The organism is Pengzhenrongella sp., from assembly GCF_036565025.1.
Lineage (GTDB): Bacteria > Actinomycetota > Actinomycetes > Actinomycetales > Cellulomonadaceae > Pengzhenrongella.
In genome coordinates this window covers 28447-52891 of record NZ_DATCNW010000177.1, presented here as the reverse complement: position 1 = coordinate 52891, position 24445 = coordinate 28447, and the positions used below count along the sequence as shown (strand labels likewise).

Below are 24445 nucleotides of genomic sequence, written 5' to 3'. Positions count from 1 at the left end.
GCCATGACGAAGGACATCGAACAGCGCGGGCTCTACTACGAGGAGCTCGAGCTCGACACCCGGTACCTGCACCGTCCTGGCCGCACGGTGACGGAGGCCGACAACGTGCTGTTCACTACGATGACGATGAACACGCAGGCCCTGCACCTGGACGCGGCGTGGTCGGCCGGTCAGCCGTTCGGACAACGCCTGGTGAACTCGATGTTCACGCTGTCGACCATGGTCGGAAGCTCGGTCGCGCAGCTCACCCAGGGCACGATCGTCGCCAATCTCGGGTTCTCCGAGGTGACGTTCCCGCACCCGCTGTATCACGGGGACACCTTGTACTCCGAGACCCTGGTGGTGACCAAGCGGTTGTCGTCGTCGCGTCCCGGCCAGGGTGTGGTGACGTTCGCGCACACCGCCAAGAACCAGGACGGGACCGTCGTCGCCACGGCGATCCGATCCGTCCTGATGTGGTGCAAGGACTCCTCCCGGTGACCTCCTTCACGATGGGCCCGGCCCTGCTGTTCTGTCCGGCCGACCGCCCCGACCGGTTCGCGAAGGCCGCCGAACGGGCCGATGCCGTCATCCTCGACCTCGAGGATGCCGTCGCCCCGGCGGCCAAGGCGGCCGCGCGCAGGGCACTCGTCGCCGGCTCGCTCGATCCGGGCCGCACCATCGTGCGGCTGAACCCCGCCGACGGCCCCGAGTTCGCCGACGATCTCGCCGCCGTGGCACGGACCGGCTACGGCACGCTCATGCTCGCCAAGACCGCGAGCGCGTCGCAGGTCGGCGCCCTCGCCGGGTTCGACGTCGTCGCGGTCGTCGAGACGGCTGCCGGGGTCGTCGCCGTCGACGAGATCGCGGCGGCACCGAACGTCGTCGCCCTCCTGTGGGGGGCCGACGACCTCGTCGCGTCCCTCGGCGGCACGTCGAGCCGCTTCCCCGACGGCCGGTACCGGGACGTCGCCCGGCACGCACGCTCGGCCGTGCTCCTCGCGGCCGGCGCCCACGGCAAGGCCGCCATCGACGCGGTCCACCTGGACATCGCCGACGGCGACGGGCTCGCCGCGGAGGCCGCCGACGCCGCCGCGTCCGGTTTCCGCGCGAGCGCGTGCATCCACCCGTCGCAGGTGGCCGTCATCCGGGCCGCGTACCGCCCGAGCAGCCACGACGTGGCCTGGGCCCGGTCGGTGCTGGCGGCAGCCGTCGGGCAGCGCGGCGTGTTTCGCTGGCACGACCAGATGATCGACGGCCCGATCCTGAAGCACGCCGAAGAGGTGTTGCGTCGGGCTCGATAGGAGCTCACGGCGCGCAGGGGTGGAGGTAGCCGGACACGTCACGTCGTCTGGGATCCCCTGCCCGGGGGCACCACGCGCCGGTTGACGACGTCCCGCTTGTATGTGCAGGTAAACACCTGCATGATGGATTCATGACGGAGGAACGCACCCTCGACCCGGTCTTCAAGGCTCTGGCGGATCCGACCCGTCGCCTGCTTCTCGATCGCCTCCGTCACCAGAACGGTCAGACGCTCACCGAGCTCTGCCGCAGCCTCGAGATGGCGCGTCAGTCGGCGACGCAGCATCTCGACCAGCTGGTGCAGGCCAACCTCGTCACCGTCGTACGGCGAGGACGAGAGCGACTGCACTACCTCAACCCCGCCCCGATCCACGAGATCGGGGGGCGCTGGATCGCGGCGTACGACGCACCCCGGCTGGCTGCCCTGAGCAGCATCAAACATCAAGCAGAGGAGCATGCAATGACCGAGACCACGACGACCGGAGCTGCGACGGCCGTGCCGACGTACGTCTATGTGACCTACATCCAGGCAAGCGCGGAGCAGGTGTGGCAGGCCCTGACCGATGCGGACCTGACCGCACGCTACTGGGGGCACGCCAACGTCTCCGACTGGCAGGTCGGTTCGCCCTGGGAGCACCGCCGAGCGGATGGCTCGGGCGCCGTCGATGTGGTGGGAACCGTGCTCGAGGCCGAACCGCCGACCCGGCTCACGATCACGTTCGAGGACTCCGACGAAGAGCGGGCCGGTGGACCGTCGGTGGTCAGGTTCGTCGTCGAACCGCACGAGGGCATCGTCCGGTTGACGGTGACTCACGAGAACCTCCCCAATGTCGAGATGCTGAACGGCATCTCGCACGGGTGGCCCGCCGTACTCGCCAACCTCAAATCCCTGCTGGAGACCGGCGACGTGCTGCCGACCGCGCCCTGGGACGTACCGCAGGTCGAGACCGCATGAGCCTCGAACTGCTTCGCCGGGCAATGGCGTACGCCGAGACGGTCGTCGGCGATCTCACGAGCGACGACCTACGGCTGCCCACACCGTGCGGTGAGTGGGACGCAGGCAGGGTCGTTCTCCATCTCGCCGATGTCGCCGACGGGCTCATCGGCCTGGTGGAGACCGGAGAGCCGGCACTCCCGGAACCGGCACGGACCGACGACCCCGATCCGATGTCCATCGCCGGCGAATCCCTGACACGCCTGGCCGCCACGCTGTCCACGACAAGTGAGACAAGACGCGCCCAGACTGCGGCCCGAGCAGGGGCCATCGAGTTCACCATGCACGGCTGGGACCTCGGGGTCGCGCGGGACAGGAGTCATCAGACCCCGGCGGACCTGGCCAACGACGTGTGGGCACTCGCGTCCTCGCTGCTCAGCGAGGACGCGCGCGGCTCGAACTTCGCCGCCGCCGTCGACGTTCCCGCCACAGCGACGCCCAGCGACCGACTCGCCGGGTTCCTCGGACGTCGGAGCCCGATCAGCGAGTAGTGCGGCTGGTGAGGCGCACCGACGTGTGCGTCACATCACCGAGTCAGTCACAAATCCTGAGATCAAACGTTCCCGCGGAAACGTCCGCCCGTCTCTTCGGGTTCCCTCTTTCCAGGTCGGGTCATGGAGGAGAGGTGACCGGGATTCCATTGAGCTGAGCTGCCTGGGCCAGGCGTTCGTCGTAGGTGACTAGCCCGTCGAGATCGTCACCGAGGCTGATGGCCGCCGCAAGGTGGATCGCGTCGAGGCTGCGAAGGACCGTCGGATCGAGGCGGCCGGCTGCTTCGAAGGTCGCGGTTGTGACCTCCAGGAGGGTGATCGAGTCGAGCACTGCGCGTGCCTGCACGGCACGGTCCGGGGCGGCGCGGCGAACTGCGCGCAACAACTCCGTCCTCGCGAGATCGCAGGACACCGGGACGCGTTCCGCGGCGGCCAGCCACGCGCGCAAAGCCGGTGTCTCGGCCTCGGCGACGACGAGTTTCACGAGCGCCGAGGTGTCGAGGTAGAAGGCCACGACTAGTACCTCTCGGCCAGCCTCATGGCGACGAGCTCGTCGGACAGACTCGGCCCGCTCACCGGTGCAGGGAGATCGACCATGCTGAGCCGCGGGGCTCGAGCGTGACCCGAGTCCAGCAGCTGCTGAAGTCGTGACGACGGGATCGCAGCCAGCTGGGCCACCGGTCGCCCTCTGTCGGTAATCGTGACAGTCTCCCCCGCCGCCGCACGGGCGACGACGGCGGAAGCATTCTGTTTCAGGGCTCGAATCCCCACCTCGGTCATGTGCTTCATTGTAGTACATCGGGCTCGACTGAGGGGATCGGCACCCGCGCGATCCGCTGAGCTTTCGGGGCTACCAGCGAACGTCAGCGCTCAGCCGCAATCTGGCCTTGAGATCCGACTCGACGTCTTTGATCTGCGCCACCGAAACCTGCAGGCGCGCCGCGCAATCCGCCGTTGAGACCCTGTCCCCCGAGCGCCACGACACCAGGCGCAACAGTGCGGCGGCAGTAACCCGTGGCGGGTACCCGATCGCGGCGGGTGCCAAACCGAGCCGCCACCAGGCGGTCAGGCAGCGAGTCAGCAGCGGCAGCCCCTCGACAGGCAGGACGACGTCGATGAGCCGCGCAGCAACGGCATCCAAAGCAGCGTGCCGCAACGGGAGGCGGTCCAGGACCACCGCCCCGGGCCCGAAGTACGAGCGGTGGAGCAGCGACCCCGGATCGAAGGCCGCGCGCGGAAGGATCTCGTCGATCATCGGCTTCCCCTTCACCAGGCGCCAGGTCAGCGCCGCTGGGAAGTGCGCCTTCTGTTCCCGAGTCCGCACCATGCCCTCAGTAACGAACCGGCTGCCAGGTCCCGGATCCCGGGTCCCGCCGGACACCGACTCCAGCGTGCTCTCGGGCGAAATACCCACGCTGCACTTCAGACCCCGCACGCCGAAAAGGCGCTCGGCGGTGCTGGCCGGCGAGTCCGGGAGGAGCTTCTTGACCAGGAGTGGGTCGCCGTTCGCCGCTGCCTGCCAGAACGCGAGGAACAGTTCGTTACCGATTGCTCGTAGCCGGGAGACACTCGGACGAGTTTCGGCGAGGGCCGGTCGCGCCACGGGCTTAACCGCAGGCACCGGCTTGACCTGCTTGACCTGCTTGACTGCAAGCTTCGGCTTGCCGGGAGAATCGGCCTTGATCGAGTCGACAGCCGAGACAACGGAGGCGGGGCCGGCCTGAGCCTTCGGACCACGCGTCGGTGCTGTCACTGACTTCATGCACGCCTGGCAACCCAGCCCGCTCTTGCCCGCAACGAGCGGTTGGTCGGCGCCGCACGACGGGCAGGGCAACGGACGAAACTGTCCGGCCGGCCATACCCAAAGCAGCCGCTGAGGGTACCGACGCGAGCCCCGCAGAAAGTCCACCGGAAGGACGACCGCAGGCACCAGGATCAGATGCAACCGGTAGGGCGTGAGGTTCACCCGTGCCCGGTGCCTCTCCTGGATCTCGGCCAACCGGCGGGCCCGCTCTGCCTCGGTCGCCTCGGCCCGGGCATCGAGCGCAGCGACCCGCTCCGGGGCGGTGTTGGGACGGCGGCGCTCAATCCCTTCCAGCACTTCACGGTAGTAGGCCCGGGCACGGTCGAGCTCGGCATTGCGCGCGTGCCGACTCTCACCGTCCAGGGTCTCCAACCGGCCCCCTGCCCGGCGCGACAGCAATCCGTTTGCGGCCTCGACGGCCGGCCCGAGATCGAAGGGCACCTGCTGGGTGGGGTCGGGTGCACACGGCAGCGCCGCCTGCAGCGCCTTGCGGTGAGAGTCAGGCAGTTCACGCCGGGTTTCGGCGTCCAACCAGCACTCGAGCCGTTCCTGAAACGCTTCGTCGCCGGCGACGGTGTACTGGATCATCGCCCCGGCCCGGATCACCGGCAGGTAGCTGCGAATCGGGGGCGCAGCCAGGTCGATCCGGCCGTGATCCACCGAGAAGGTGTCGCGGGCCTGCTCGAGCAGATCCTCGGCCGTCGGCAGTTCGAGCTTCGGCCAGACCAGCGCGTGCTGGCCCACGTCGCCGACGCCGAGCACCTGCTCGGCGGAGAGGTCGAGAACCGGGTGACCCGCCGCCAGCAGCAGGGCGCCGTCCTCCCGAGCCACCTCCGGATCACCGGTGACGCTCACCGTCTCCGGCAGCCCCAGCCGCACCTGCAACTCGTCGGGCAGAACGGCCAGGGCGCCACCGTTCACCGGCTCGACCAAGCCACCACGGTGTTCGACGTACGACAGCCAGAACCGTAGCCCGGGATCTGTCTGATCAACGCCGCTCATTCGGCGTCGTCCTGACCGACCAGAGCATCGAGCGACTCCCGCACCTCGCCGTACTGCTTGCGAGCCCGAGCCAGACTGTCGCCGATCTCGCCCAAGCGAAGCTCGAACTGCTGATCGTCGTCGGCTTGAACATAGGCCCCGAAGATCCCGGATTCGAAGTCGAAGTCCTCCTCCACCCGGCCGAGAATCATGTCCAGCTCACCGACCACCAGTTCGAACAGGTTGATCTTCGACTCGAGCACCTCCAGCATCCGCTCCTCGATCGTCCCGACCCCCACGATGTTCGTGACCAGGACGTCGTGCCGCTGGCCGATCCGGTGCAACCGCCCGATCCGTTGTTCGATCTGCATCGGGTTCCAGGGCAGATCCATGTTCACCATCACATGGCAGAACTGCAGGTTCCGGCCCTCCCCCGCGGCCTCCGTGCTGACCAGGACCGGGACGTCACCCTCGAACCGCTGGACGGCGGAGTCCTTGGCCGCCCGGGACAGACCCCCGTGGTAGCGGGCGACCTCGACCCCGGCTGCCTCGAGGGCCGATGCCAATCTTTCCAGCGTCGGGGTGAAGGCGGTGAAGACGATCACCTTCTCCTGACGCTCCAGGTGCCCCTTGACCCGCTCGATCAGCACCTCTTCCTTGCGGGAACGTTGAATCGAGTCGGCCCGGATGGCCAGATCGTCCCAGCCGGCCCGCGCCAGCGCCGGGGCCAGCGCCGCCGGGCTGGAACCGGCCATCCGGGCCAGCGACCGCAGCCCCATCAACCGGGACGGCACAGCGTCGCGCCCCTCGCGGCGGATCCGCTCCGCGACATCCCTGTACAGCAGGCGTTCAGGCTCGGGCAGATGAACCTTGACCGTCTCGGCCAGCCGCTGCGGCAAGATCAGGGCCACTTCGCTGCGCCGGTGACGGACCATCACCTCGCGGGTACGCGCCTGCAACTGCTCGACGTTGCGGACGGCCCCAGCGCCGGCCCCCGCTGCGCCGGAGCCGTGGGTCCGACGAAACTCGGCGGCGGTGCCGAGCAAGCCGGGCGCAACCAGGCTGACCAGCTGGAAAAGATCGTCCAACTTGTTCTCCACCGGTGTCGCCGTGAGCAGCAACAGTTGCCGGCTGCGAAGCTCGCGAGCCAGCCGGCCCGAGGCGCTGCGCGGATTGCGCACCCGATGGGCCTCGTCCACGATCACCACGTCCCAGTCCCGGCCCACCAGAACCGACCGCAACGGGTCGCGCCGCGCAGCAGCGAGCGAGGCGAGAACCACCGGATGATCGCCTCCGGCCCCGATGCCGTTCACGCCACCGGTTTCCACATCGCCGCTCGAACTGCCGGTAACCACGTGCGAAGGAAGGGCGAACTTGCGGTCGAGCTCCTCCTGCCACTGCCCCACCAGCCCGGCCGGCGTCACGATCAGCGCCCGGCGCGCCAGTCCACGAGCGCGCAGCTCCGACAGCACCAGTGCCGCCTCGATGGTCTTGCCCAAACCCACCTCGTCGGCCAAGATCGCCCGCCCACGCATCCGCCGCAAGACCGTCCGGACGGTAGCGAGCTGATGCTCGAAAGGCTCGAAGTGAACCCGACCCAACGACACCAAGGTGTCGAATCCGGGACGACTCCACACGTCCAACGCCTCATCGACGAGACGCGAGGTGGCCGAATCGACCGGTGGCCGCAGGCCCAGGCGTGCCGTCAGCGAAGCGAAGGGAGTCGTCTCGATCTGATCGGCGCCGTCGTCATCATCGACAGCTGACGGTACGTGAGCGGTAGCAGAATCAGCAGACATGGGCGCCCATGCTAGCCGCGCTTCGAGGTCTCCGCTGTGCCTGGTCCCAGCCTGCTTGACGGATCCGTGAGCCGATCCGCACGACCTCCTCATTGTCGTTCGCGACCGCGAGAGAGACCGCGTTGTCGACCTCGGCGGCGATCGTCACCCAAGCCCGCGCCGGCAGGTGGGCAGTGATGTTCTCCTCGGCAGCTCCCATGCCCGAGATGATTGCACCGTCTACCCACAAGCCATCGCGGTTCGAGCGATGCGCAGGACGTCGAGGCCGCCCTGCACGCTGTACTCGACCTCTGACCAGCCTTGGCAGGCGGGCGGCACGGGCCCGACGGGCGCCTCGGACGAAATCCCGACACATGACTGATTCGGTCTCAAATCCTGAGATCGCACGTTCCGCGGAAACGTTCGCCCGGCGTGTTCAAGGTTCCCCCTTTCCAGGTCGGGTCACTAGCGGCAGACCCGGTCTCCACGCAGCGTTGTCGTGGGCTGCGGACCGTGGCTACATGGAGTTCCGGACGCCGCCTGGTACAGCCGCACGAGGTTCAGACCTGCGCAAACGCAGGTCGATGCCCGGTCAGGCTGATGGCCGCCGCAAGGTGGATCGCGTCGAGAGTGCGCAGCACCGTCGGATCGAGGCGGCCGGCTGCTTCGAAGGTCGCGGTGGTGACCTCGAGGAGGGTGATCGAGTCGAGCACGGCGCGTGCTTGCACGGCACGGTCAGGGGCGGCGCGGCGAACTGCGCGCAACGACTCCGGTCCTCGCGAGATCGCAGGACACCGGCCGAGGTGTCGAGGTAGAAGGCCGCGACTAGTACCTCTCGGCCTGCCTCATGGCGACGAGCTCGTCGGACAGGTTCGGCCCCCTCACCGGGGCGGGGAGATCGACCATGCTGCGCCGCGGGGCTGGGCGTGACCCGAGTTCAGCAACTTTCATTGTGATATGTCGGGTTCCAGGAACATCGCCAGCTCCTTGACGGACATCCGCTCACCGGCGCGGGCGGCGCCGGTGGTGAGTACGGGCACGTCCCCTTCGGCGACCCCGCCGCGCAGTGCCCCTGCGGCGCGTGGGGCTGCTGGGACCTCGAGGTGGACGGCCGGGCCCTCGCCCGCCACCTCGGCGAGACCCCGCCGGCGGACCCGCGCCGCTATGCCCACCAGGTCCTCGAGCGTGCGTCGGTCGAGCCGCGGGCCGTGCACGCGATCGCGACCGTCGCCACCGCGCTCGCTGCCGGAATCGCCGGGCTCGCCAACGCCCATGACCCCGAGGTCATCACCCTCGGAGGGCTCGCGGTACCACTACGCGCCGGCGCACGCGACGAGTTCGACGCCGCGTTTCGCCGCGGCCTGATGAGATTTCGCCGGGCCCTGCCCCCACCCGTCCTCGATGCCGCATACGGCGACGACGGCGCCCCGCGCGGCGCCGCCGCCGTCGGCCTGGATCACATCGCCAGCGAGTCTGCCCTCGCCGACTGGGCCGACCTGAGTCCAGGGCTCTGGACCTAGCGTCAGCGCTTCTGGCTGGTCAGAGCGCGGCCGCCTTCTGCGCCTGGCGACGGCGATGGAGGATCGGCTCGGTGTACCCGCTCGGTTGGTGAGCACCCTCGAGCACGAGCTCACGGGCGGCAAGGAAGGCCTGGCCCGTGAATGCCGGCGACATGGGCCGATAGTCCGGATCGCCGGCGTTCTGCTCGTCGACGACGGCCGCCATCCGACGCAACGACTCCTCGACCTGGTCGGTCGAGACGATCCCGTGCTCGAGCCAGTTGGCAACGTGCTGGGACGAGATGCGACACGTCGCCCGATCCTCCATGAGCGGCTCCCCCGACAGGTCGGGCACCTTGGAGCAGCCCACTCCAGCGTCGATCCATCGGACGACATAGCCCAGGAGGCTCTGGAGATTGTTGTCGATCTCTGCCTGCCGCTGCGAGTCGGACCAGTCGTCGGCAGTCCCGACGGGGATGGTCAGGAGGTCCGAGCGTGAGGTCCGCTCTCGCGTGCCCAGCTCTCGCTGGCGCTCGCGCACATCCACCTGGTGGTAGTGGGTCGCGTGGAGCGTTGCAGCCGTAGGGGACGGCACCCAGGCGCAACTGGCGCCCGACTGCGGGTGTTCGACCTTCTTGACCATCATCTGGGACATGCTGTCGGGCGCGGCCCACATCCCCTTGCCGATCTGGGCCCGGCCGCCGAGACCGCAGGCCAGCCCGATGTCGACGTTGGATGCCTCGTAGGCGTTGATCCACGCCTCGCTCCGCATGTCCGCCTTGCGGACCATAGGTCCGGCGTACATCGAGGTGTGGATCTCGTCCCCGGTCCGGTCGAGGAATCCGGTGTTGATGAACGCCACGCGATCTCGGGCAGCATGGACGCAGGCCTTGAGATTCGCCGACGTGCGACGCTCCTCGTCCATGATGCCGATCTTGATCGTCAGCGGCTCCAGACCGAGCCCGTCCTCCACGCGTCCGAAGATCTCGCACGCGAAGGCGACCTCCTCGGGACCGTGCATCTTGGGCTTGACGACATACATGGATCCGGTTCGCGAGTTGCGCAGCGCGGTCGCTCCGCGAATGTCGTGCGCGCCGGCGACTGCCGTCACCAAGGCATCAAGGATTCCCTCTGGCACCTCGTTGCCGTGACGGTCGAGAATCGCATCGGTCGTCATGAGGTGACCGACATGGCGCACAAAAAGAAGCGACCGACCGTGGAGCGTTCGCGTGGATCCGCTCACGTCGAGGCACGTATGATCCGGGTTCAAGGTGCGGGTGAAGCTCGTACCACCCTTGGAGACGGGTGCTGACAGCGTCCCCTTCATCAGCCCGAGCCAATTGCGATATCCGACAACCTTGTCGGCGGCATCGACCGCAGCGACCGAGTCCTCGAGGTCCATGATGGTGCTGGCGGCCGACTCGAGGACGATGTCCTGCACCCCGGCGCGGTCCCCCGACCCGATGGAGCCCGACCGGTCGATGTGGATCTCCACATGCAGGCCGTGATGCCTCAGCACGACCGCGTCCGGCGATTCGGGATTCCCGCGATAGCCGATGAGCTGGTCCGCCTGGGCGAGGCGCTGCACGGATCCGGGCTCACCCTCCATGACGACCATCAAGCCTGCTGGATCCACGGCATACGTGGTCGCCGAGGCGTGCGAACCCTCGACCAGCCCGAAGTGCTCGTCGAGGAAGCTTCGGCCGTACGCGATGACCGCGGATCCTCGTGCCTCGTTGTATCCCGACCCCGGTTCCAGGTCACCCTCGCGAGCGATGACATCGGTGCCGTACAGCGCGTCGTAGAGCGACCCCCATCGCGCATTGGCCGCATTGATGGCGAATCTCGCGTTGAGAACGGGAACGACAAGCTGGGGCGCGGCCAATGTGGAAACCTCGGCGTCGAGTCCGGTGGTGGTCACCGAGAAGTCGGCCGGTTCATCGACGAGATAGCCGATGCCGCGAAGGAAGGCCTCGTACCCCGCCTGATCCCAGGCAGCGTCGCCCGCGGTGCGGTGGTACGCGTCGATCTCGCTCTGCAACTGCTCCCGGCGTTCGAGGAATGCAAGGTTTCGCGGCGCGAGATCGTCGATCACCGACTCTGCCGTCGCCCAGAACGAGTCCGCGTCAATCCCTGATCCGGGGAGCGCCTCCTCGACGATGAACTCGTACAGTTCTCGAGCGACCTCGAGACTTCCCGCGCGCACACGATCTGTCATGACAACCTTTCGCTGGGTCGGACGGCGTCGTCCTCGATGGCGGGCGTCGACCCATGATGGAGCATCTGGAGCACCCGAACCCTCGAGGCACATTCGAACACGACGACCCCGTTCAGCGCGGCGAGCGTCCATCGCGCGCGGAAGGAGTCATCGTCGCTGCCGAACTGAACACGATGGCGCCTACGTGGCGAGAAAGCCGAGAAGCGCACTGTTCACCTCGTCAGGGTGGGTCCAGGCGATGTTGTGCGGTCCACCTTCCACGGTGACGACCTCGAGGTCCTTGATCAGACCAGGTAGCCGCGCCGCGGTTGCGACGTACGGCAGGCTCCGGTCCGCGTCGCCGTGGATCAGCAGTGTGGGAACGTCGATCTTCGGCAGGTCATCGCGGAAGTCGGTGAGCCAGGTGTCGATGCAGGCCCATGCGGCGTAGGCCGAGGCGCCGATGGCGACAGTGAAGCTGTTCTGCCACGCCTGCTCGCTGACGCGGGTACCGCCGAGGTCGTCGAAGACCGCCCCGTCCACACCTTCGGGGTTGTCGCCGGTCTTCAGCAGGAACGGCGGGATCGCCCCCATCAGCACCGCCTTCACGACACGGGTCGAGCCGTAGGTGCTCAGGTAGCGGGTCACCTCGCCGGTGCCCATCGAGAAGCCGACCAGCACGACATCGCTCAGATCGAGGTGATCGAGCAGCGCGTTCAGATCAGCGGCGAAGGTGTCGTAGTCGTAGCCGATGGTCGGCTGGCTGGACTTGCCGAATCCGCGACGGTCGTAGGAGATGGCGCGGTAGCCGGCCTGCAGCAGCGCCAACTCCTGCTTCTCCCACGACGCGCCGTTGAGCGGGTAGCCGTGAATCAGCACGACCGGTTGCCCGGACCCGTGGTCCTCGTAGTGGATCTCGATTGCCGCACTGTTCTCGGTGCCGACGGTGATGCGTGGCATGACGTTTCTCCTGTCTGGATCGGTGGCGAGGCGACGGCGAGCCGACGCCGTCCGATTACCTAGCGTCGGCCGCCGAGCGGCCTGACCGCGCCCGGGCCGGCCCCTGGTCCATGCCGGGGCGACCCGGGTCGTTGGGATGCTCGGTGAGGTGGGTTGTCTCGGTGGTCATCCACCTGTCCATGGGGAGCGATCGGAGCATCGCTGCCAGTTGCTCGCCGTCCTCGGCGCGCCATAGACCCAGCGCGTGCCAGTGGCCCGGCGTGGGTGGCAGCATCCACAGGCGGACGAGGTGTCCCTGCTCAGCAAGTTCGCGCGTCCGATCGGCTTCGCCAGCCTTGATGCGGTCCACCTCCGTTACCTCTGCATCGTCGGGAATCGTCACCGTGAAACCCGTCAGGAACTCCGCAGCACTCGAAATTGCGGACCGCGGCGGGTCGTTCGGATGGATCGCGAGCCCGACCACCTGATCGTTGCGCCAGATTCGCAAGGGCATCGAGGCGAGGACGTCGTCGAGCTCCATCTCGTCGGCGGCGGTGAACAGCCCGATCGTGCGCCATTCGCCCGGCTGGAGCGGAGGTCGCCAGAGGCGTAGCAAGTGGCCCTGCGTGGCGAGCTCGCGAGAGCGGGCGGCCTCGCGGCCACGGATCTCCTGGACCACCTCGTCCGTGGTTCCGTCCGGAACCGTCGTCGTCATCGTGACCAGATACTCCATGGCCAGGCTCCTCCTGCGTTCAGCTGCGTGCCGACGGGGGTCGGCCTCGGGAGTTGATGCTCCCGTTTCGTTGCGCGCCGCGGACCCGGTGAATACCCCGGTCGATGCCTGGTTCGCCCGCCCTGCGCCGCGACCGGTACCCGACGGCGGCGGACCCGGGCACCGACCCGGGCATTCCCCGGGCGCGCCCGGCTACTCCCAGCACCACGGTGGGTAACGAACCCGAAGCAGGCAGTCCCGCCAGCACAACGACCAGTCGAGAGAGCACCATGAACCTTGAAGTCCACGTCATCCCGGTTTCCGACGTCGACCGAGCCAAAGGCTTCTACGAGCGTCTGGGTTGGCGACTCGACGAAGACGTCGCGCCGTTCGACGGGCTCCGGATCGTCCAGTTCACGCCCCCGGGTTCAGGGACCTCGGTGGCGTTCGGCCTGGGCATCATCACAGCCGAGCCAGGTTCGGCCGAGGCGACGCTGACCGTCACGGACATCGAGGCGGCCCACGACGGACTCGTCGGCCGTGGCGTCGAGGTGAGTGACGTGTGGCACGGCCCGCCGTTCCCCGTCGAGGCGCGGCAACCCGGCCTCGACCCTGAGCGCACCAGCTACGGGTCGTTCTGCGCCTTCAACGATCCCGACGGCAATGTGTGGCTGGTCCAAGAGGTCACCACGCGGCTGCCCGGCCGGGTCTAGCGCACGTACGCGGCGGGGGGCCGCACAGGCCCCAGCTGTGGCATCGCCGACGACGCCTTCCCCGCTCGAACCGCCCACCTGACCAACGGAGAGCCCAGAATCATGACACCCCCCAACCAAAAGGTCGCCGTCATCACCGGCGCATCGCAAGGCATCGGCGCTGCGCTCGTGCAGGCCTACCGCAAGCAGGGTTGGGCCGTCGTCGCGAACTCCCGGTCGATCCCGGCATCCGATGACGCCGGCGTCGCGACCGTCACCGGCGATATCGCCGATCCGGCCATCGCCCGCCAGGTGATCGACACCGCCGTACGCGAATTCGGCCGGGTCGACACACTCGTGAACAACGCAGGGGCCTTCATCGCGAAGCTGTTCAACGACTACACGACCGAGGACTACCAGGCCCTGATCGCGGTCAACCTCACCGGCTTTGTCGTGACCACCCAGCTGGCCATCGCGCAGATGCTGCGCCAGAACGAAGGCGGCCATGTTGTGCAGGTGACAACGAGCTTGGTCGACCACGCGAACAGCAACGTGCCCTCGGTACTGGCCTCGCTCACCAAGGGCGGCCTGCAATCGGCGACCAAGTCGTTGGCCATCGAGTTCGCCAAGCAGGGCGTGCGCGTCAACGCCGTCGCGCCCGGCATCATCCAGACGCCGATGCACGCGTCCGAGTCATACGACAGCCTGGCCGCGCTGCACCCGGTGGGTCGGATGGGCACCATCAGCGACATCGTCGACGGTGTGCTCTACCTGGAGAACGCTCCGTTCGTCACCGGCGAGATCCTGCACATCGACGGCGGCCAGAGCGCCGGTCACTGACCGTCGATCTGACCGGGTGCGAAACCGGGCACCGCGTTGCGCAGCTGCCTGCGCGAACTGACGCCCAGCTTGATGAAGACCTTGCCGAGATGCCACTCGACGGTGCGCGGGCTGAGGAACAGTCGGGTACCGATCTCAGCGTTGGACAGGCCGTCACGGGCAAGGCGCGCGATGTGGAACTCCTGAACGGACAGCTCCTGCGGGGACTCGACAGTACTTCTGGGTGCCCTGTCACCCAGGAAGGCGAGTTCCCGCCGGGCTCGTTCGGCGAACGCGACCATCCCCATCGCGGACAGCATCTCGTGAGCGGTGCGCAGGTGTTCCCGCGCGGTGGTGCGCTGGCCTTTGCGTCGCAGCCACTCGCCGTACAGGAGGTGACCCCGTGCCAGCTCCATCCGAAGGCCGGCGCGGTCCAGGTGCTGGATCGACTCGCGGTACGACGCGTCCGCGTCCTGGCCATCCAGCAGAGCCCGCAGCCGGGCTTCGATCCCCAAGGCCCACTCGGTGGAGGTGGCACGAGCGCGACCCGACATCCGTTGCAGCGCGGCCGCCACCAGATCGGTGTCGCCCGTCCGCGAGGCCGCCTCAGCGAGCTCGGAGACGACCATCATCTGGTAGCCGGACACGACATCGCGCTCGAAGACCTCGCGCGCGGCCTGCAGTGCGAGGTCATGCTGCGCGAGACCGTTGTTCAACAGGGCAATGGCGTAGCCTGCAAAGTTCGCAATGCGCCCCTCACCCAATGCCAGCGTCTGGTCTCGGGCCGCGGCGATCAGCCGCGACGCCGCGTCGGTGCCGCGTAACGCAGCAAGGAGCATCGCGGCGTAGCCGACGGGTGGATTGCCGGTCATGTCGGAGACCATTCGGTCTTCCTCGACCAGCGCGGCAGCATCGGTCAACCGCCCGGCCAGCATGTCGTTGACCGCGAGCTCGTTCGTCGCGAATTGCAGCTGGACGAGCGCGCCGGCGTCGCGAGCTCGCTGGACCTGCAGCTCGGCCACCGTGCGTGCTGCGTCGAAGTCCCACAGCTCGGTGGCGACGTATCCAGTGAACGGATTGCCGACGTGGCCGAACTGCCTGCCCACGTCGTCCGCGCGGTAGTCGATGCTCCGCACTTTCGTGAGGGCTCGGGCGAGGGACGGCACAGCCGCGGCGTGGCCATCCACCAGCCGCTCGGCCAGAGCGTCGAGAATCAGGTCGGTGATCCGAGGATCCCCATCGGCCGGGGCAGCCGCTCGCGCCGCCAGCGCAACAACGCTCGCTGCGTCGTCCACCGCGCTGGAGAAGATCGCAGCACCGAGCGCTTCCAGGTATGTCTCCCGCGCCAAGTCGCAATCGAGCGGCTCCAGCTGCCGAGCGGCACCGACCAGCATTCGCACGGCGTCGACAGCTCGGCGCTGATCGAGCGCGATCTGCCCGCGCAGCTGCTTCACCTTGGCGCTTCTCAACTCGTCGGCGGGGCCGGACTCGACCGAGGCCACGAGCGCGAGGGCAGCGTCCAGCGCGCCACCACCGCGTTTGCGGGCGGCTGAGGAGAGCTCGCGTTCAGCTCGCCGAGCAGGTTCGGGCGTCAGTCGCGCCGCTCGTTCGAGAAGCGCTGCGGCAGCCAGCAAGCCACCGCGAGACTGCGCTCGCCCGGCCGACCGCTCGAGCTCGGCGGCGATCTCCTCGTCGGGCGATTGCGTTGCGTGCGCGCGGTGCCACGCGCGCCGGTCGGGGTCGACGTCGGCGTCGGTCGCCTCTGCGAGGGCCCGGTGTACCTCCTGTCGCGCCTCGGTGGATGCGGACCGGTAGGCAGCCGCGCGCACCATCGGATGCCGGAAGCGAACCCGCGCGCCGAACTGGATCAATCCCGCCGCTTGGGCCGCGTCCGCGGCGTTTGGACCCAGCCCCAACACAGCGGCGGCCCGCCACAGAAGCGTTGCGTCGCCGAGCGGTTCCGCAGACGCAGCAACGAGCAGGCGTTGAGTGTCCTCCGGTAGCGACGACAGCCGCCGAAGGAAGCCCTGCTCGATGCGACTGGACAACGGGACCAGGTCCGATTGCTCGAACCCGTCGGCGAGCTCCGCCGTCGTCCATGCACGCGGCAGCTCAAGCAGCGCAAGCGGGTTGCCGCGGGTCTCTGCGACGATCCGGTTGCGGACACGGGAATCCAGGGGGCCCTTGACCACGGAGTCCAGCAGCCGGCCGGCGTCCGTCTCGTCCAGACCGCTGATCGTGAGCTCGGGCAGGCCGGCGAAGTCGGGCACGCCGGTGAAGTCGCGTGCATCGCTGGGTTCCCGCATCGCCACGACAAGCACGATCCGCTCGGCCAACAGTCGCCGGGCAACGAACGCGACCGTCTTGGCTGAGACGTCGTCGAGCCACTGTGCGTCGTCGATGAGGCAGATCAGCGGTTGCTGCTCGGCCCGGTCCGCCAGCAGGTCCAGCACCGCGAGCCCGACCAGGAATCGGTCCGGTGGTTCACCATCGGTCAGTCCGAAGGCGGTGCTGAGCGCCTTGCGTTGCGGAGTGGGCAGCCGGTCGAGCCGATCCAGGAATGGAGCGCAGAACTGATGCAGTCCGGCGTAGGCGAACTCCATCTCGGCCTCGACGCCCGCCAATCGGGCGACACGGCAACCGGCCGCGCTCGTTTCCAGGTAGTCGAGCAAGGCGGTCTTGCCGATGCCTGCTTCACCTCGCACGACGAGCACCTGGCTGTGTCCCGCCCGTGCGCCCGCGATCAGATCGTCGAGGATCCCGCACTCGCTGCGCCTGCCGGGCAGCGCCGTGGCGCCATCAGGACGGCGCCGCACGCGCCCACTCCGGAGAAAGCTGCAGGGCGCACCACGAACCGGCGTGGCACGGAATCTGAGCACCTGCGCAAGTTACGCGTCGAATGTCTCTCGTCACGACATGCCTCCAATGCGCGGTGCGGATCGATAGCGGCTAGGAAGCCGGATCGCAGGGGCGAGCGCCACCGCAGTGATGCCGAACCTCTTCATGATAACGGAACGGCCGAGGTGCTGGGGATCACGGTCGGTTCGGCCTTTAGCGGCACTGTGCGAACAAAATAGTGCTCGATAGCCGCGATACCATCGCGCCCGTCAGGTATTTCTCGGCTTTGAAAAAGGCTTCCGATGGCTCGCTACCGCCCGTTCGCTCAGGTCGACGTGTTTTCCCCGCTGCCCTACCGGGGCAATCCGGTCGCGGTGATCCTCGACGGAGAGGGCCTGGACGACGCCGCGATGCAGGAAGTGGCGCAGTGGACGAACCTCTCGGAGACGACGTTCGTGCTCCCGCCGACCCGTGCGGAGGCCGATTACCGAGTGCGCATCTTCGCGCCCGGCGGTGAGCTGCCGTTCGCTGGGCACCCGACACGCGGCACAGCGCACGCCTGGATCGAGAACGGCGGGCGTCCGCACGGTGGATCGCTGATCGTGCAGGAGTGCGCCGCTGGGCTGATCGAGGTACGCCGCGACAAGGACATCCTGTCGTTCGCTGCACCGGCCACGCGCCGCGACGGGGACCTCGAGGCAGAATTCCTGAGCCAGGTCGTGGAAGCGTTCGGCATCGGCCCTGACCAGGTGCTCGATCACCAGTGGGTCGACAACGGTCCGGGCTGGGCCGTGCTCCGACTGGCCACCGCGCAACAGGTGCTCGACCTAACCCCGGACTTTTCGAAGATCCCGGAGGCGATGGTGGGTGCGATCGGCGCGTACCCGGAAGGCTCGGAGCACGCTTTCGAGATGCGCACCTTCGCCCCTGGCCTGGGCATTGCCGAAGACCCCGTATGCGGTTCGATGAACGCCGCGGTGGGTCAGTGGTTGACCCGAACCGGCCAGGTCGCCGGCAGCTACCGGGTCTCGCAGGGTGCCAAGCTCGGCCGCGCAGGGGACATCACGATCACGGTCGACGACGACGGCACCGTGTGGGTCAGCGGAGCGACCACGACCCTGTTCCAAGGCACGGCGCTGGTCTGAGCGTGGCAGCCGCGGGTGGGCGGTGAAGGGACACCGTCGGGGCCGTTTTCGGTCAGGGGCGCATTCGGTTGGCGCCGCGCGGCTGCGGAGTGCGGGCGTGACGCGCGCACGGGAGCCGGGCGCCGAAAAGCCCGCGCAGCCGGTGGCCGTGCGGGCCTGTCGGTTCGTCCGTGGAGCTGCCCGCTATGGGGTGTCGCCGCCGCCGGTGTCTCCGCCGCCGGTGTCGCCACCGCCGGTGTCGCCGCCGCCCGTGTCGCCCTGGTCGCCGCCGTCGTCGTCGGCGCAGGTGCTCGGGGTGCCGCCGTCGTGGCACTCGTCTGCGCCGGAACCGCCGTCGACCACATCGTCGTCACCGGATCCGCCGTCGACGACGTCGTTGCCGTCCCCACCATTCACGTGGTCGACCCCATCGCCGCCGGCAAGGTGGTCGTCGCCGCTGTCACCGTTGATGGTATCCGTGCCGCCCTGACCTGCTTCGGTGTCGTTGCCGACGCCGCCGGAGAGGACATCCGCGCCGTCGCCGCCGGTCTCGGTGTCATTGCCGCCCCCACCTGAGATGACGTCGTCGCCCACGCCCCCGGACAGGTTGTCCGCGCCGTCGCCGCCGGAGAGGTGGTCGTCGCCGCCGTCACCGTTGACGGTGTCCGTGCCGCCCTGACCTGCTTCGGTGTCGTTGCCGACGCCGCCGGACAGGACATCCGCGCCGTCGCCGCCGGTCTCGGTGTCATTGCCGCCCCCGCCTGAGATGACGTCGTTGCCCAAGCCGCCCAGGAGAGTGTCGTTGCCGTCCTGACCAGCCACATGGTCGGCGCCGCCGCCGGTGCTGATGAGGTCGGCGCCGGCGCCGCCGAAGACGGTGTCGTTGCCGCCGCCGGTGCAGATGAGGTCGTTGCCGCCACCTCCGTACACGGTGTCGCCGCCGCCGAAGGTGACGATCACGTCGGCGTGGGACGAGCCGTGGATGACGTCGTGGTGGGACGTGCCCACGATCGTCGCGGTGTGGCCGAAGCAGGTGGGAGCCGTCGTCCCTGCCATCGCCGCCAGTGGCTGGCCGAACACGAAGAACGCGATGGACGCCGTTCCGAGGGCAATGACGGTTCTGAGTTTCATGTAGGACTCCAGGAGGTGAGCTCCGTCGGGGCGTTCGCCGGCGGGTGGCCGGCGCTCAGTCACGGTCATCATTGGGATGCGGGCGCGCGACCGGTAGACCCATGCGGTTGCATTCACCAAAATGGGTCATGCAACCACCTGGACGGCCCAGCGCAATAGGGACGATGTCCCCGCGCCCCTCTGAAAGCCGACGTCGGGTCGCGGTGAGCCCGCTGTCATCCGACCGACCTCGGGACTCGCGGTCTCTGCACCTGACCGGTCATCCAGCTGACTGCTCAAACGGCGGCCGGGAGACCTGGTGAGGGGAGTTTCCGGCCCACCCACGCCTTGACGCCTCTTGTGCGCCGCTCGCCGTAAACGCGGCGGCGCCGCGCAACCGCGCGGGCGTTGGTCGACCCCGGTCGTGCGTGAGCGACATCGCGTCTTGCTTGTGGCGGGTAGCGCTGAGTTAGCCGAAGTCGCGCGCCTCGATGTAGGCCCCGGTGCTCGCGTCAATCACCCACTGCACCGTGGAGATTGTGTGGACTGGCGTGTGGTTCATTGGAACTGAATGCCCAATGGGAACACCGATGATTTGGACCACCCAGACGAGTCGGTCGACGACTATTTCCCCAACATCGGTAACTCCGGTGCTGTTCGTGACGTAGACGAGAGATGCGATTGCTGATCCACTGTGCGCCTTCAGAAATCCGCCGTAAACCTCTGCCTCGGCGGCGGACAGTGCTTTGTCCGCTGAGATGATTGAGGGCGGAGGAGTTGACGGTCCTGCCGAAACAGTCCATTCGGAGTCTGATAGTAGGGCAGACGCGTCAGCGGTATGGAAGGTCCCTGAGTGCACGGTCCCGACGTCGCCGGATTGGGTTGGCAAGGAGCGAGAAGCGCAGCCGGTCAATGCTGCGGAAACTCCAAGGACGGCGATGGCACGGAAGACTTCGGACCGGCGTAGCTTCACGACTTCCGCCCCTTCCAGAGACAACGAACCCGCGAGCGCGCCGGCGTCGACGACGCCCAGGTGTCGTCGACACCATCCAACTCCGACACGTGGTCGTAGAGCTGAAGATCGGCAAAGTTCACCCCGCAGCACGCCGGGCAGCTCGGCTTCTTCGTGCCGGGGCAGCTCCGCACTCACCTGCGTACGAGGTGTGCCTTCCGGGTCAGGGTGCTGTTCGTGTCGGTCTCCCGGAACGCGTCGATCGCGAGGGAGGCGAAGCGTCGCGCTGCGGCTTCCCGTGTGACAGGCGGGGTCGATGACAGCCCCCGCCCGGCCATCAGGACCAGCACGAGGTCGTCAATGACGAAGTCGCGCCGTAGTCCACCACTGCGCTGCGCGCGGCCGGCGAGCTCCGCGAGCAGGCGCAGGAGCGCCGTGCGATGCAGGGAAAACGTTGCTACCTCTGGGTTGGCGGACATGAACGCGTCCACGAAGCCCCGGTTGCGGACGTTCAGCACGCTGAGGTCTTCGACCACCGCGCAGAACCCTCTCCATGGGTCAGGGTCCGCACAGCCGTTCTCGACGATCCGGCGACAGGATTTCAGTTCGTCCGCGAACGCCTCGTCGACCAAGGTCTGCTTCGTCGGAAACCGGCGGTACAGGGTTGCGGGTCCCACCTCGGCACGGCGAGCGATCACGCGCATCGGGACGTCGAGGCCGCGCTCGGAGAAGAGGGTCCGCGCGGCTTCGAGGATCCGGTCACGGTTGCTCTGCGCGTCGGCGCGCAGGAGGTGAGGCAATCGCTCGGCCATAGCTCTCAGATCCGGTAAGTGGACGGGGGCGTCCGTTAGTTTCCGGAGAGTACCGCAGGTTGCGACGACGAGATGGAGACAATGGTGCGAGCAGTGGCGATCCAGCACTTTGGGGACCCGACCGGGATGGCAGTGATCGAGGTCCGCGAGCCGCGACCGGCGGCCGGCCAGGTGGTGATCACGACCGAGGCGATCGGGGTCGGCGGCGTCGACGCGGTGATCCGCCGCGGGACTCTCGCCGGCTACGTGTTCACCGAGGGACTGATCCCTGGCAGCGAGGTTGCCGGCACGGTGACAGCGGTCGGGGCCGACGTCGATCACTCGTGGATCGGGCGGCGCGTGTGGGCGTTCACCGGCACGGGCGGCGGCTACGTCGAACAAGCGGTGGCACCGATAGGCGACGTCGTACCGCTTCCCGATGGGCTGTCGTCGATCAATGCGGTGACGCTCGGGAGCGCGGCCCCCGTCGCGCACTTCGCACTCGCCCACGCTCGCTTTGCCTCCGGAGAGTCCGTACTCGTTCGCGGTGCGGCGGGCAGTATCGGTATCGCAGCAGTGGAGCTTGCCGTGCGCGGCGGAGCGAACGTCGCCGCCGTCACCACATCGTCACCGGAGCGCGGTCTACGACTCCGCGAGCTCGGTGCGACGCACGTGCTCGACCGCGCCGGAGAGGGCGACCCGAAAGCACCTACCGCTTTTGACGTGCGGTCCGAGCCGAGCAGTTCGAGGCGGCCGCGCGCGGACAGCTGCACCCCGTGGTGCACGATGTCCTGCCACTTGAGCAGGCTGCCGAGGCCCACCGCCAGATGGATTCCGGTGTGGTGTTCGGCCGAATCGTCCTCATTCCCGAGCCCCACTGAGTGTCCGACCTGCTGGACCAGGTCGAAGCCGCCGCGCGCGAGTTGGGCGGCGAGGATGCCCCGATCACGGCACGGACAGGTTCGACGTCGGACCTATCGCGACAGCAGCGACATGGCCGCGTCGGCAATGGATCCGGTATCGATGCCGTGGATGACGTAAGCCTCGTTCAGATCCGAAGACTGTCCGAACTCGGTGACGCCAAGGCATCGGATACGGTCGCCGCGGGCGCCGGCCAAGAACGACAGGGTGTGCGGATGGCCGTCGATGACGGTCACCAGAGGAGTCGAGTGCTGTGCTGGAAAGAGCATGTCGAGGATGTCGCTGCCCACTCCGGGTGTACGTGCCCCGCGTTGCTGGAACGAGCGGAAGACGAGGTCTGGGCTGGTCAGGCAGACAACGCCGGCCAGGATTCCCTGATCCGCCAGAACCTCGGCGGCGTTCAGTACTTCGGGCATGATCGCGCCCATTCCGACCAGCGTGACCTGTTCGGTCGACGGGTCGAGCTCGGTGATGCGGTAGCCGCCTGCCACCGATTGCTTGCGTCGCCTCTCGAGCAGGTGCGGATTCTCCGGCACCCGGGCCAGCGCTGGGTCGATCGGACGGGTGGAGAGCCGGAAGTAGGAAGACGTGCCGCCTGGCACCCCGACGCGGCCCATCGCATGCAGGAACGTCCATTCCAGGTCTTGGGCGAAGGCTGGCTCCCACGCGATGCACCTCGGCTGCTCAAGACCGATCGAGGGGCTGGTGATCGACTGGTGTGCGCCACCTTCGGGGGCCAGCGTGACGCCGGACGGGGTCCCGACCAGGATCGACTGCCCGCCTGCATAGATCCCGTTGGACCACGGCTCGAGGGCCCGGGAGACGAACGGGTCGTACAGCGTCGCGATCGGGATGAGGCGCTCCCCCCATCGGCTCCAGGTAGCTCCGAGCTCGCTGAGCAGGCCAACGAGGTTGACCTCGGCAATGCCGAGCTCGATGTGCTGACCGTTCGCCACCTCCGACCAGCGCAGCACACGTTCGTTGTCGTCGACGAACCAGTCGCGGCGCTGATTCATCGACCAGATGCCGGTCTTGTTGATCCAGCCACCCAGATTGGTCGACGACGCGACATCTGGGCTGCACGTGACCACCCGCGCTGAAGCAGCCGACGCGTCGCGGGTGAAGTCTGCCAGCAGCCGACCGAGCGCAGCCTGTGTCGATGCCGGCTTGCGATGGGTGTGGCCGAGGCTCGTCGGAATCGCAATGGCCGTACTCTGCGCCACCGACGTCCGCTGGAGTGCAGCGCCGCGCCGCGCGCACAGGTCGGCAGCGGCGGTGCCGGGGGCGATGGGACGCCAGGGGTCGTCGATGTCGGTGCCGCAGACCTGAGCCAGGGCCGCCATCTGAGGCCCGGTGAGCAACGCGGAGTGGTTGTTTGGATGTCCTTCGGTGGGCAGCCCTCGACCTTTCACCGTGTAGGCGAAAACGACGGTGGGCCGGTGGTTGTCGACCTCGGAATATGTATCGAGAAGCAGGCCCAGGTCATGGCCGCCCAGATCGCGCACGGCGTCCGCGAGCACCTGCGTCGGGAGGCTTCCGAGGAGCTCATGGAGTCCATCGCTGCCGGTGTCGCCGGCGATCCTTGCGGCGAGCTCCGACGCGTCGACGCGGAGCAGGCGTTGGTACTCCTCGTTCGGCATGTCCTCAAGACGTCGCTGAAACTCCGCGCCTCCCGGCCGGGTGAAAATCTCGCTGATCAGCCGCCCCCACTTGAGGGTGACGACCTGCCAACCCGCCGCAGCGAACATGCCTTGAAGCCGCTGGACCTGGATGTCAGGCACCACACGATCGAGGGACTGGCGGTTCAGGTCGACCACCCACAGGAGTTCTCCCAGCCGCGCCACCGCTGGATCTGCCACCGCCTCCCAGATCGCGCCCTCATCGAGCTCAGCGTCCCCGAGCAGGCTGATGAACCGCCCCGCGACGGGGACGTCGGCAAACTGCGAGCGCAGGTAGCGGTGTGACATCGCCGCCCACAGCGCCGCGGTAGCGCCGATCCCGACCGAGCCGGTCGAGAAGTCCACCGTGTCGGGATCCTTGAGTCGGCTGGGGTAGCTCTGCAGTCCGCCCTTGGCACGCAACGTCGGGAGGTACGCCGCGTCCAGGTCTCCGAGCAGATAGTTGATGGCGTGCAGGACGGGAGAGGCGTGCGGCTTGACCGAGACTCGATCGAGACTGGTCAGCTCGTGAAACCACAGAGCAACCATGATGTCGACCATTGAGGCTGACGACGACTGGTGGCCGCCCACCTTGACCCCGGTGTCGTTCGGACGGCCACGATTGGCGGCATCGACGATCGCCGCGGATAGCCACAAGACGCGCTGCGAGATCTCGCGAAGGGTTTCGGTGTCCTCGGACGAGAGCCGTGGATCGGTGCTGTTGATCGGGGTCATTGGGCTCCTCAGGCGGCACGGGTCGGCACGGATCCGCGGCGACACCGGCCCGGATCGGGCTCGAGGTGCTGACACGACACGAGGGGATCACCCACCGGAACAGTGACATTCTGAGATGCAGTTCCAGAA

Annotated in this window: 20 protein-coding genes and 1 pseudogene; 9 read left to right on the top strand and 12 right to left on the bottom strand. The window is 68.0% G+C overall.

The genetic code is table 11. From position 1 onward, the window contains the following. The first annotated feature begins 3 nt into the window (after positions 1 to 3). The 4 genes from VIM26_RS10355 (at position 4) to VIM26_RS10340 (ending at position 2766) form a co-directional block, all read left to right on the top strand. Positions 4 to 480 (top strand): MaoC family dehydratase, encoded by a 477-nt coding sequence (locus tag VIM26_RS10355; RefSeq protein WP_331950812.1) that lies wholly within the window; start codon positions 4 to 6, stop codon positions 478 to 480. A gap of 11 nt (positions 481 to 491) precedes the next feature. Beyond that, positions 492 to 1283: a CoA ester lyase gene (locus tag VIM26_RS10350; RefSeq protein WP_331950833.1), complete on the top strand. Its 792-nt coding sequence runs from the start codon at positions 492 to 494 to the stop codon at positions 1281 to 1283. Between the two features lie 131 nt (positions 1284 to 1414). Next, positions 1415 to 2236, top strand: a complete 822-nt coding sequence (locus VIM26_RS10345) for a metalloregulator ArsR/SmtB family transcription factor (protein WP_331950810.1) — start codon at positions 1415 to 1417, stop codon at positions 2234 to 2236. Continuing rightward, a complete protein-coding gene (locus VIM26_RS10340) occupies positions 2233 to 2766 on the top strand; it encodes a maleylpyruvate isomerase family mycothiol-dependent enzyme (protein ID WP_331950808.1) in 534 nt (177 codons plus the stop codon). Before VIM26_RS10345 ends, VIM26_RS10340 begins: the two co-directional genes overlap by 4 nt. 121 nt (positions 2767 to 2887) lie before the next feature. On the opposite strand, the gene VIM26_RS10335 is transcribed toward VIM26_RS10340, so the two are convergent. The 5 genes from VIM26_RS10335 to VIM26_RS10315 all read right to left on the bottom strand — a co-directional run bounded on the left by VIM26_RS10335 (position 2888) and on the right by VIM26_RS10315 (position 8057). Further along, complete coding sequence (locus VIM26_RS10335) at positions 2888 to 3280, bottom strand: type II toxin-antitoxin system VapC family toxin (protein WP_331950806.1); 393 nt, start codon at positions 3278 to 3280, stop codon at positions 2888 to 2890. A 2-nt stretch (positions 3281 to 3282) separates the two neighbouring features. Beyond that, positions 3283 to 3546 (bottom strand): type II toxin-antitoxin system prevent-host-death family antitoxin, encoded by a 264-nt coding sequence (locus VIM26_RS10330; RefSeq protein WP_331950804.1) that lies wholly within the window; start codon positions 3544 to 3546, stop codon positions 3283 to 3285. Between the two features lie 70 nt (positions 3547 to 3616). Further along, on the bottom strand, positions 3617 to 5572 hold the full coding sequence (locus tag VIM26_RS10325) for a hypothetical protein (RefSeq protein WP_331950802.1): 1956 nt from the start codon (positions 5570 to 5572) through the stop codon (positions 3617 to 3619). Further along, entirely contained in the window at positions 5569 to 7350 is a 1782-nt protein-coding gene (locus VIM26_RS10320; protein WP_331950800.1) for a DEAD/DEAH box helicase, read from the bottom strand. The genes VIM26_RS10325 and VIM26_RS10320 overlap by 4 nt, the downstream gene beginning before the upstream one ends. A gap of 539 nt (positions 7351 to 7889) precedes the next feature. Then, positions 7890 to 8057: a hypothetical protein gene (locus tag VIM26_RS10315; protein WP_331950798.1), complete on the bottom strand. Its 168-nt coding sequence runs from the start codon at positions 8055 to 8057 to the stop codon at positions 7890 to 7892. 318 nt (positions 8058 to 8375) lie between these two features. Between VIM26_RS10315 and VIM26_RS10310 the strand changes: the two are divergent. Then, positions 8376 to 8849, top strand: a pseudogene (locus VIM26_RS10310) (ROK family protein); the annotation flags it as partial. 19 nt (positions 8850 to 8868) lie between these two features. Here VIM26_RS10310 and VIM26_RS10305 read toward each other — a convergent pair. The 3 genes from VIM26_RS10305 to VIM26_RS10295 form a co-directional block, all read right to left on the bottom strand. Further along, positions 8869 to 11046, bottom strand: coding sequence for a malate synthase G (locus tag VIM26_RS10305; RefSeq protein ID WP_331950796.1), 2178 nt, complete (start codon positions 11044 to 11046; stop codon positions 8869 to 8871). Between the two features lie 180 nt (positions 11047 to 11226). Next, the gene (locus tag VIM26_RS10300; protein ID WP_331950794.1) at positions 11227 to 11985 is read right to left on the bottom strand and encodes an alpha/beta hydrolase; all 759 of its coding nucleotides are present in this window, start codon (positions 11983 to 11985) and stop codon (positions 11227 to 11229) included. 55 nt (positions 11986 to 12040) lie between these two features. Next, positions 12041 to 12697, bottom strand: coding sequence for a muconolactone Delta-isomerase family protein (locus tag VIM26_RS10295; RefSeq protein WP_331950792.1), 657 nt, complete (start codon positions 12695 to 12697; stop codon positions 12041 to 12043). A gap of 269 nt (positions 12698 to 12966) precedes the next feature. Here VIM26_RS10295 and VIM26_RS10290 point away from each other — a divergent pair, with 269 nt between their 5' ends. Together VIM26_RS10290 and VIM26_RS10285 are read left to right on the top strand one after the other, a co-directional pair. Beyond that, positions 12967 to 13389, top strand: coding sequence for a VOC family protein (locus VIM26_RS10290; protein ID WP_331950790.1), 423 nt, complete (start codon positions 12967 to 12969; stop codon positions 13387 to 13389). Between the two features lie 102 nt (positions 13390 to 13491). After that, the gene (locus tag VIM26_RS10285; protein ID WP_331950788.1) at positions 13492 to 14208 is read left to right on the top strand and encodes an SDR family oxidoreductase; all 717 of its coding nucleotides are present in this window, start codon (positions 13492 to 13494) and stop codon (positions 14206 to 14208) included. Here VIM26_RS10285 and VIM26_RS10280 read toward each other — a convergent pair. Then, complete coding sequence (locus VIM26_RS10280; RefSeq protein WP_331950786.1) at positions 14202 to 17003, bottom strand: helix-turn-helix transcriptional regulator; 2802 nt, start codon at positions 17001 to 17003, stop codon at positions 14202 to 14204. The genes VIM26_RS10285 and VIM26_RS10280 overlap by 7 nt on opposite strands. Before the next feature lie 324 nt (positions 17004 to 17327). On the opposite strand from VIM26_RS10280, the gene VIM26_RS10275 reads away from it, so the two are divergent. Next, complete coding sequence (locus VIM26_RS10275; RefSeq protein ID WP_331950784.1) at positions 17328 to 18170, top strand: PhzF family phenazine biosynthesis protein; 843 nt, start codon at positions 17328 to 17330, stop codon at positions 18168 to 18170. Positions 18171 to 18353: 183 nt separating this feature from the next. On the opposite strand, the gene VIM26_RS10270 is transcribed toward VIM26_RS10275, so the two are convergent. Together VIM26_RS10270 and VIM26_RS10265 are read right to left on the bottom strand one after the other, a co-directional pair. Beyond that, complete coding sequence (locus VIM26_RS10270) at positions 18354 to 19280, bottom strand: calcium-binding protein (RefSeq protein WP_331950782.1); 927 nt, start codon at positions 19278 to 19280, stop codon at positions 18354 to 18356. Positions 19281 to 20405: 1125 nt separating this feature from the next. After that, entirely contained in the window at positions 20406 to 21023 is a 618-nt protein-coding gene (locus VIM26_RS10265) for a helix-turn-helix domain-containing protein (protein WP_331950780.1), read from the bottom strand. A gap of 93 nt (positions 21024 to 21116) precedes the next feature. Here VIM26_RS10265 and VIM26_RS27275 point away from each other — a divergent pair, with 93 nt between their 5' ends. Further along, entirely contained in the window at positions 21117 to 22043 is a 927-nt protein-coding gene (locus tag VIM26_RS27275) for an alcohol dehydrogenase catalytic domain-containing protein (protein ID WP_331950778.1), read from the top strand. Here VIM26_RS27275 and VIM26_RS10255 read toward each other — a convergent pair. Then, positions 21977 to 24316: a transketolase-like TK C-terminal-containing protein gene (locus tag VIM26_RS10255; RefSeq protein WP_331950776.1), complete on the bottom strand. Its 2340-nt coding sequence runs from the start codon at positions 24314 to 24316 to the stop codon at positions 21977 to 21979. The genes VIM26_RS27275 and VIM26_RS10255 overlap by 67 nt on opposite strands. Positions 24317 to 24445: the final 129 nt, after the last annotated feature.

What these genes read in the sequence shown, in the direction of transcription:
- VIM26_RS10355 (WP_331950812.1), top strand. Translation starts at nt 4, where the DNA reads ATGACGAAGGACATCGAACAGCGCGGGCTCTACTACGAGGAGCTCGAG.
- VIM26_RS10350 (WP_331950833.1), top strand. Translation starts at nt 492, where the DNA reads ATGGGCCCGGCCCTGCTGTTCTGTCCGGCCGACCGCCCCGACCGGTTC.
- VIM26_RS10345 (WP_331950810.1), top strand. Translation starts at nt 1,415, where the DNA reads ATGACGGAGGAACGCACCCTCGACCCGGTCTTCAAGGCTCTGGCGGAT.
- VIM26_RS10340 (WP_331950808.1), top strand. Translation starts at nt 2,233, where the DNA reads ATGAGCCTCGAACTGCTTCGCCGGGCAATGGCGTACGCCGAGACGGTC.
- VIM26_RS10330 (WP_331950804.1), bottom strand. Translation starts at nt 3,546, where the DNA reads ATGACCGAGGTGGGGATTCGAGCCCTGAAACAGAATGCTTCCGCCGTC.
- VIM26_RS10325 (WP_331950802.1), bottom strand. Translation starts at nt 5,572, where the DNA reads ATGAGCGGCGTTGATCAGACAGATCCCGGGCTACGGTTCTGGCTGTCG.
- VIM26_RS10320 (WP_331950800.1), bottom strand. Translation starts at nt 7,350, where the DNA reads ATGTCTGCTGATTCTGCTACCGCTCACGTACCGTCAGCTGTCGATGAT.
- VIM26_RS10305 (WP_331950796.1), bottom strand. Translation starts at nt 11,046, where the DNA reads ATGACAGATCGTGTGCGCGCGGGAAGTCTCGAGGTCGCTCGAGAACTG.
- VIM26_RS10300 (WP_331950794.1), bottom strand. Translation starts at nt 11,985, where the DNA reads ATGCCACGCATCACCGTCGGCACCGAGAACAGTGCGGCAATCGAGATC.
- VIM26_RS10295 (WP_331950792.1), bottom strand. Translation starts at nt 12,697, where the DNA reads ATGGAGTATCTGGTCACGATGACGACGACGGTTCCGGACGGAACCACG.
- VIM26_RS10290 (WP_331950790.1), top strand. Translation starts at nt 12,967, where the DNA reads ATGAACCTTGAAGTCCACGTCATCCCGGTTTCCGACGTCGACCGAGCC.
- VIM26_RS10285 (WP_331950788.1), top strand. Translation starts at nt 13,492, where the DNA reads ATGACACCCCCCAACCAAAAGGTCGCCGTCATCACCGGCGCATCGCAA.
- VIM26_RS10275 (WP_331950784.1), top strand. Translation starts at nt 17,328, where the DNA reads ATGGCTCGCTACCGCCCGTTCGCTCAGGTCGACGTGTTTTCCCCGCTG.
- VIM26_RS10270 (WP_331950782.1), bottom strand. Translation starts at nt 19,280, where the DNA reads ATGAAACTCAGAACCGTCATTGCCCTCGGAACGGCGTCCATCGCGTTC.
- VIM26_RS10265 (WP_331950780.1), bottom strand. Translation starts at nt 21,023, where the DNA reads ATGGCCGAGCGATTGCCTCACCTCCTGCGCGCCGACGCGCAGAGCAAC.
- VIM26_RS10255 (WP_331950776.1), bottom strand. Translation starts at nt 24,316, where the DNA reads ATGACCCCGATCAACAGCACCGATCCACGGCTCTCGTCCGAGGACACC.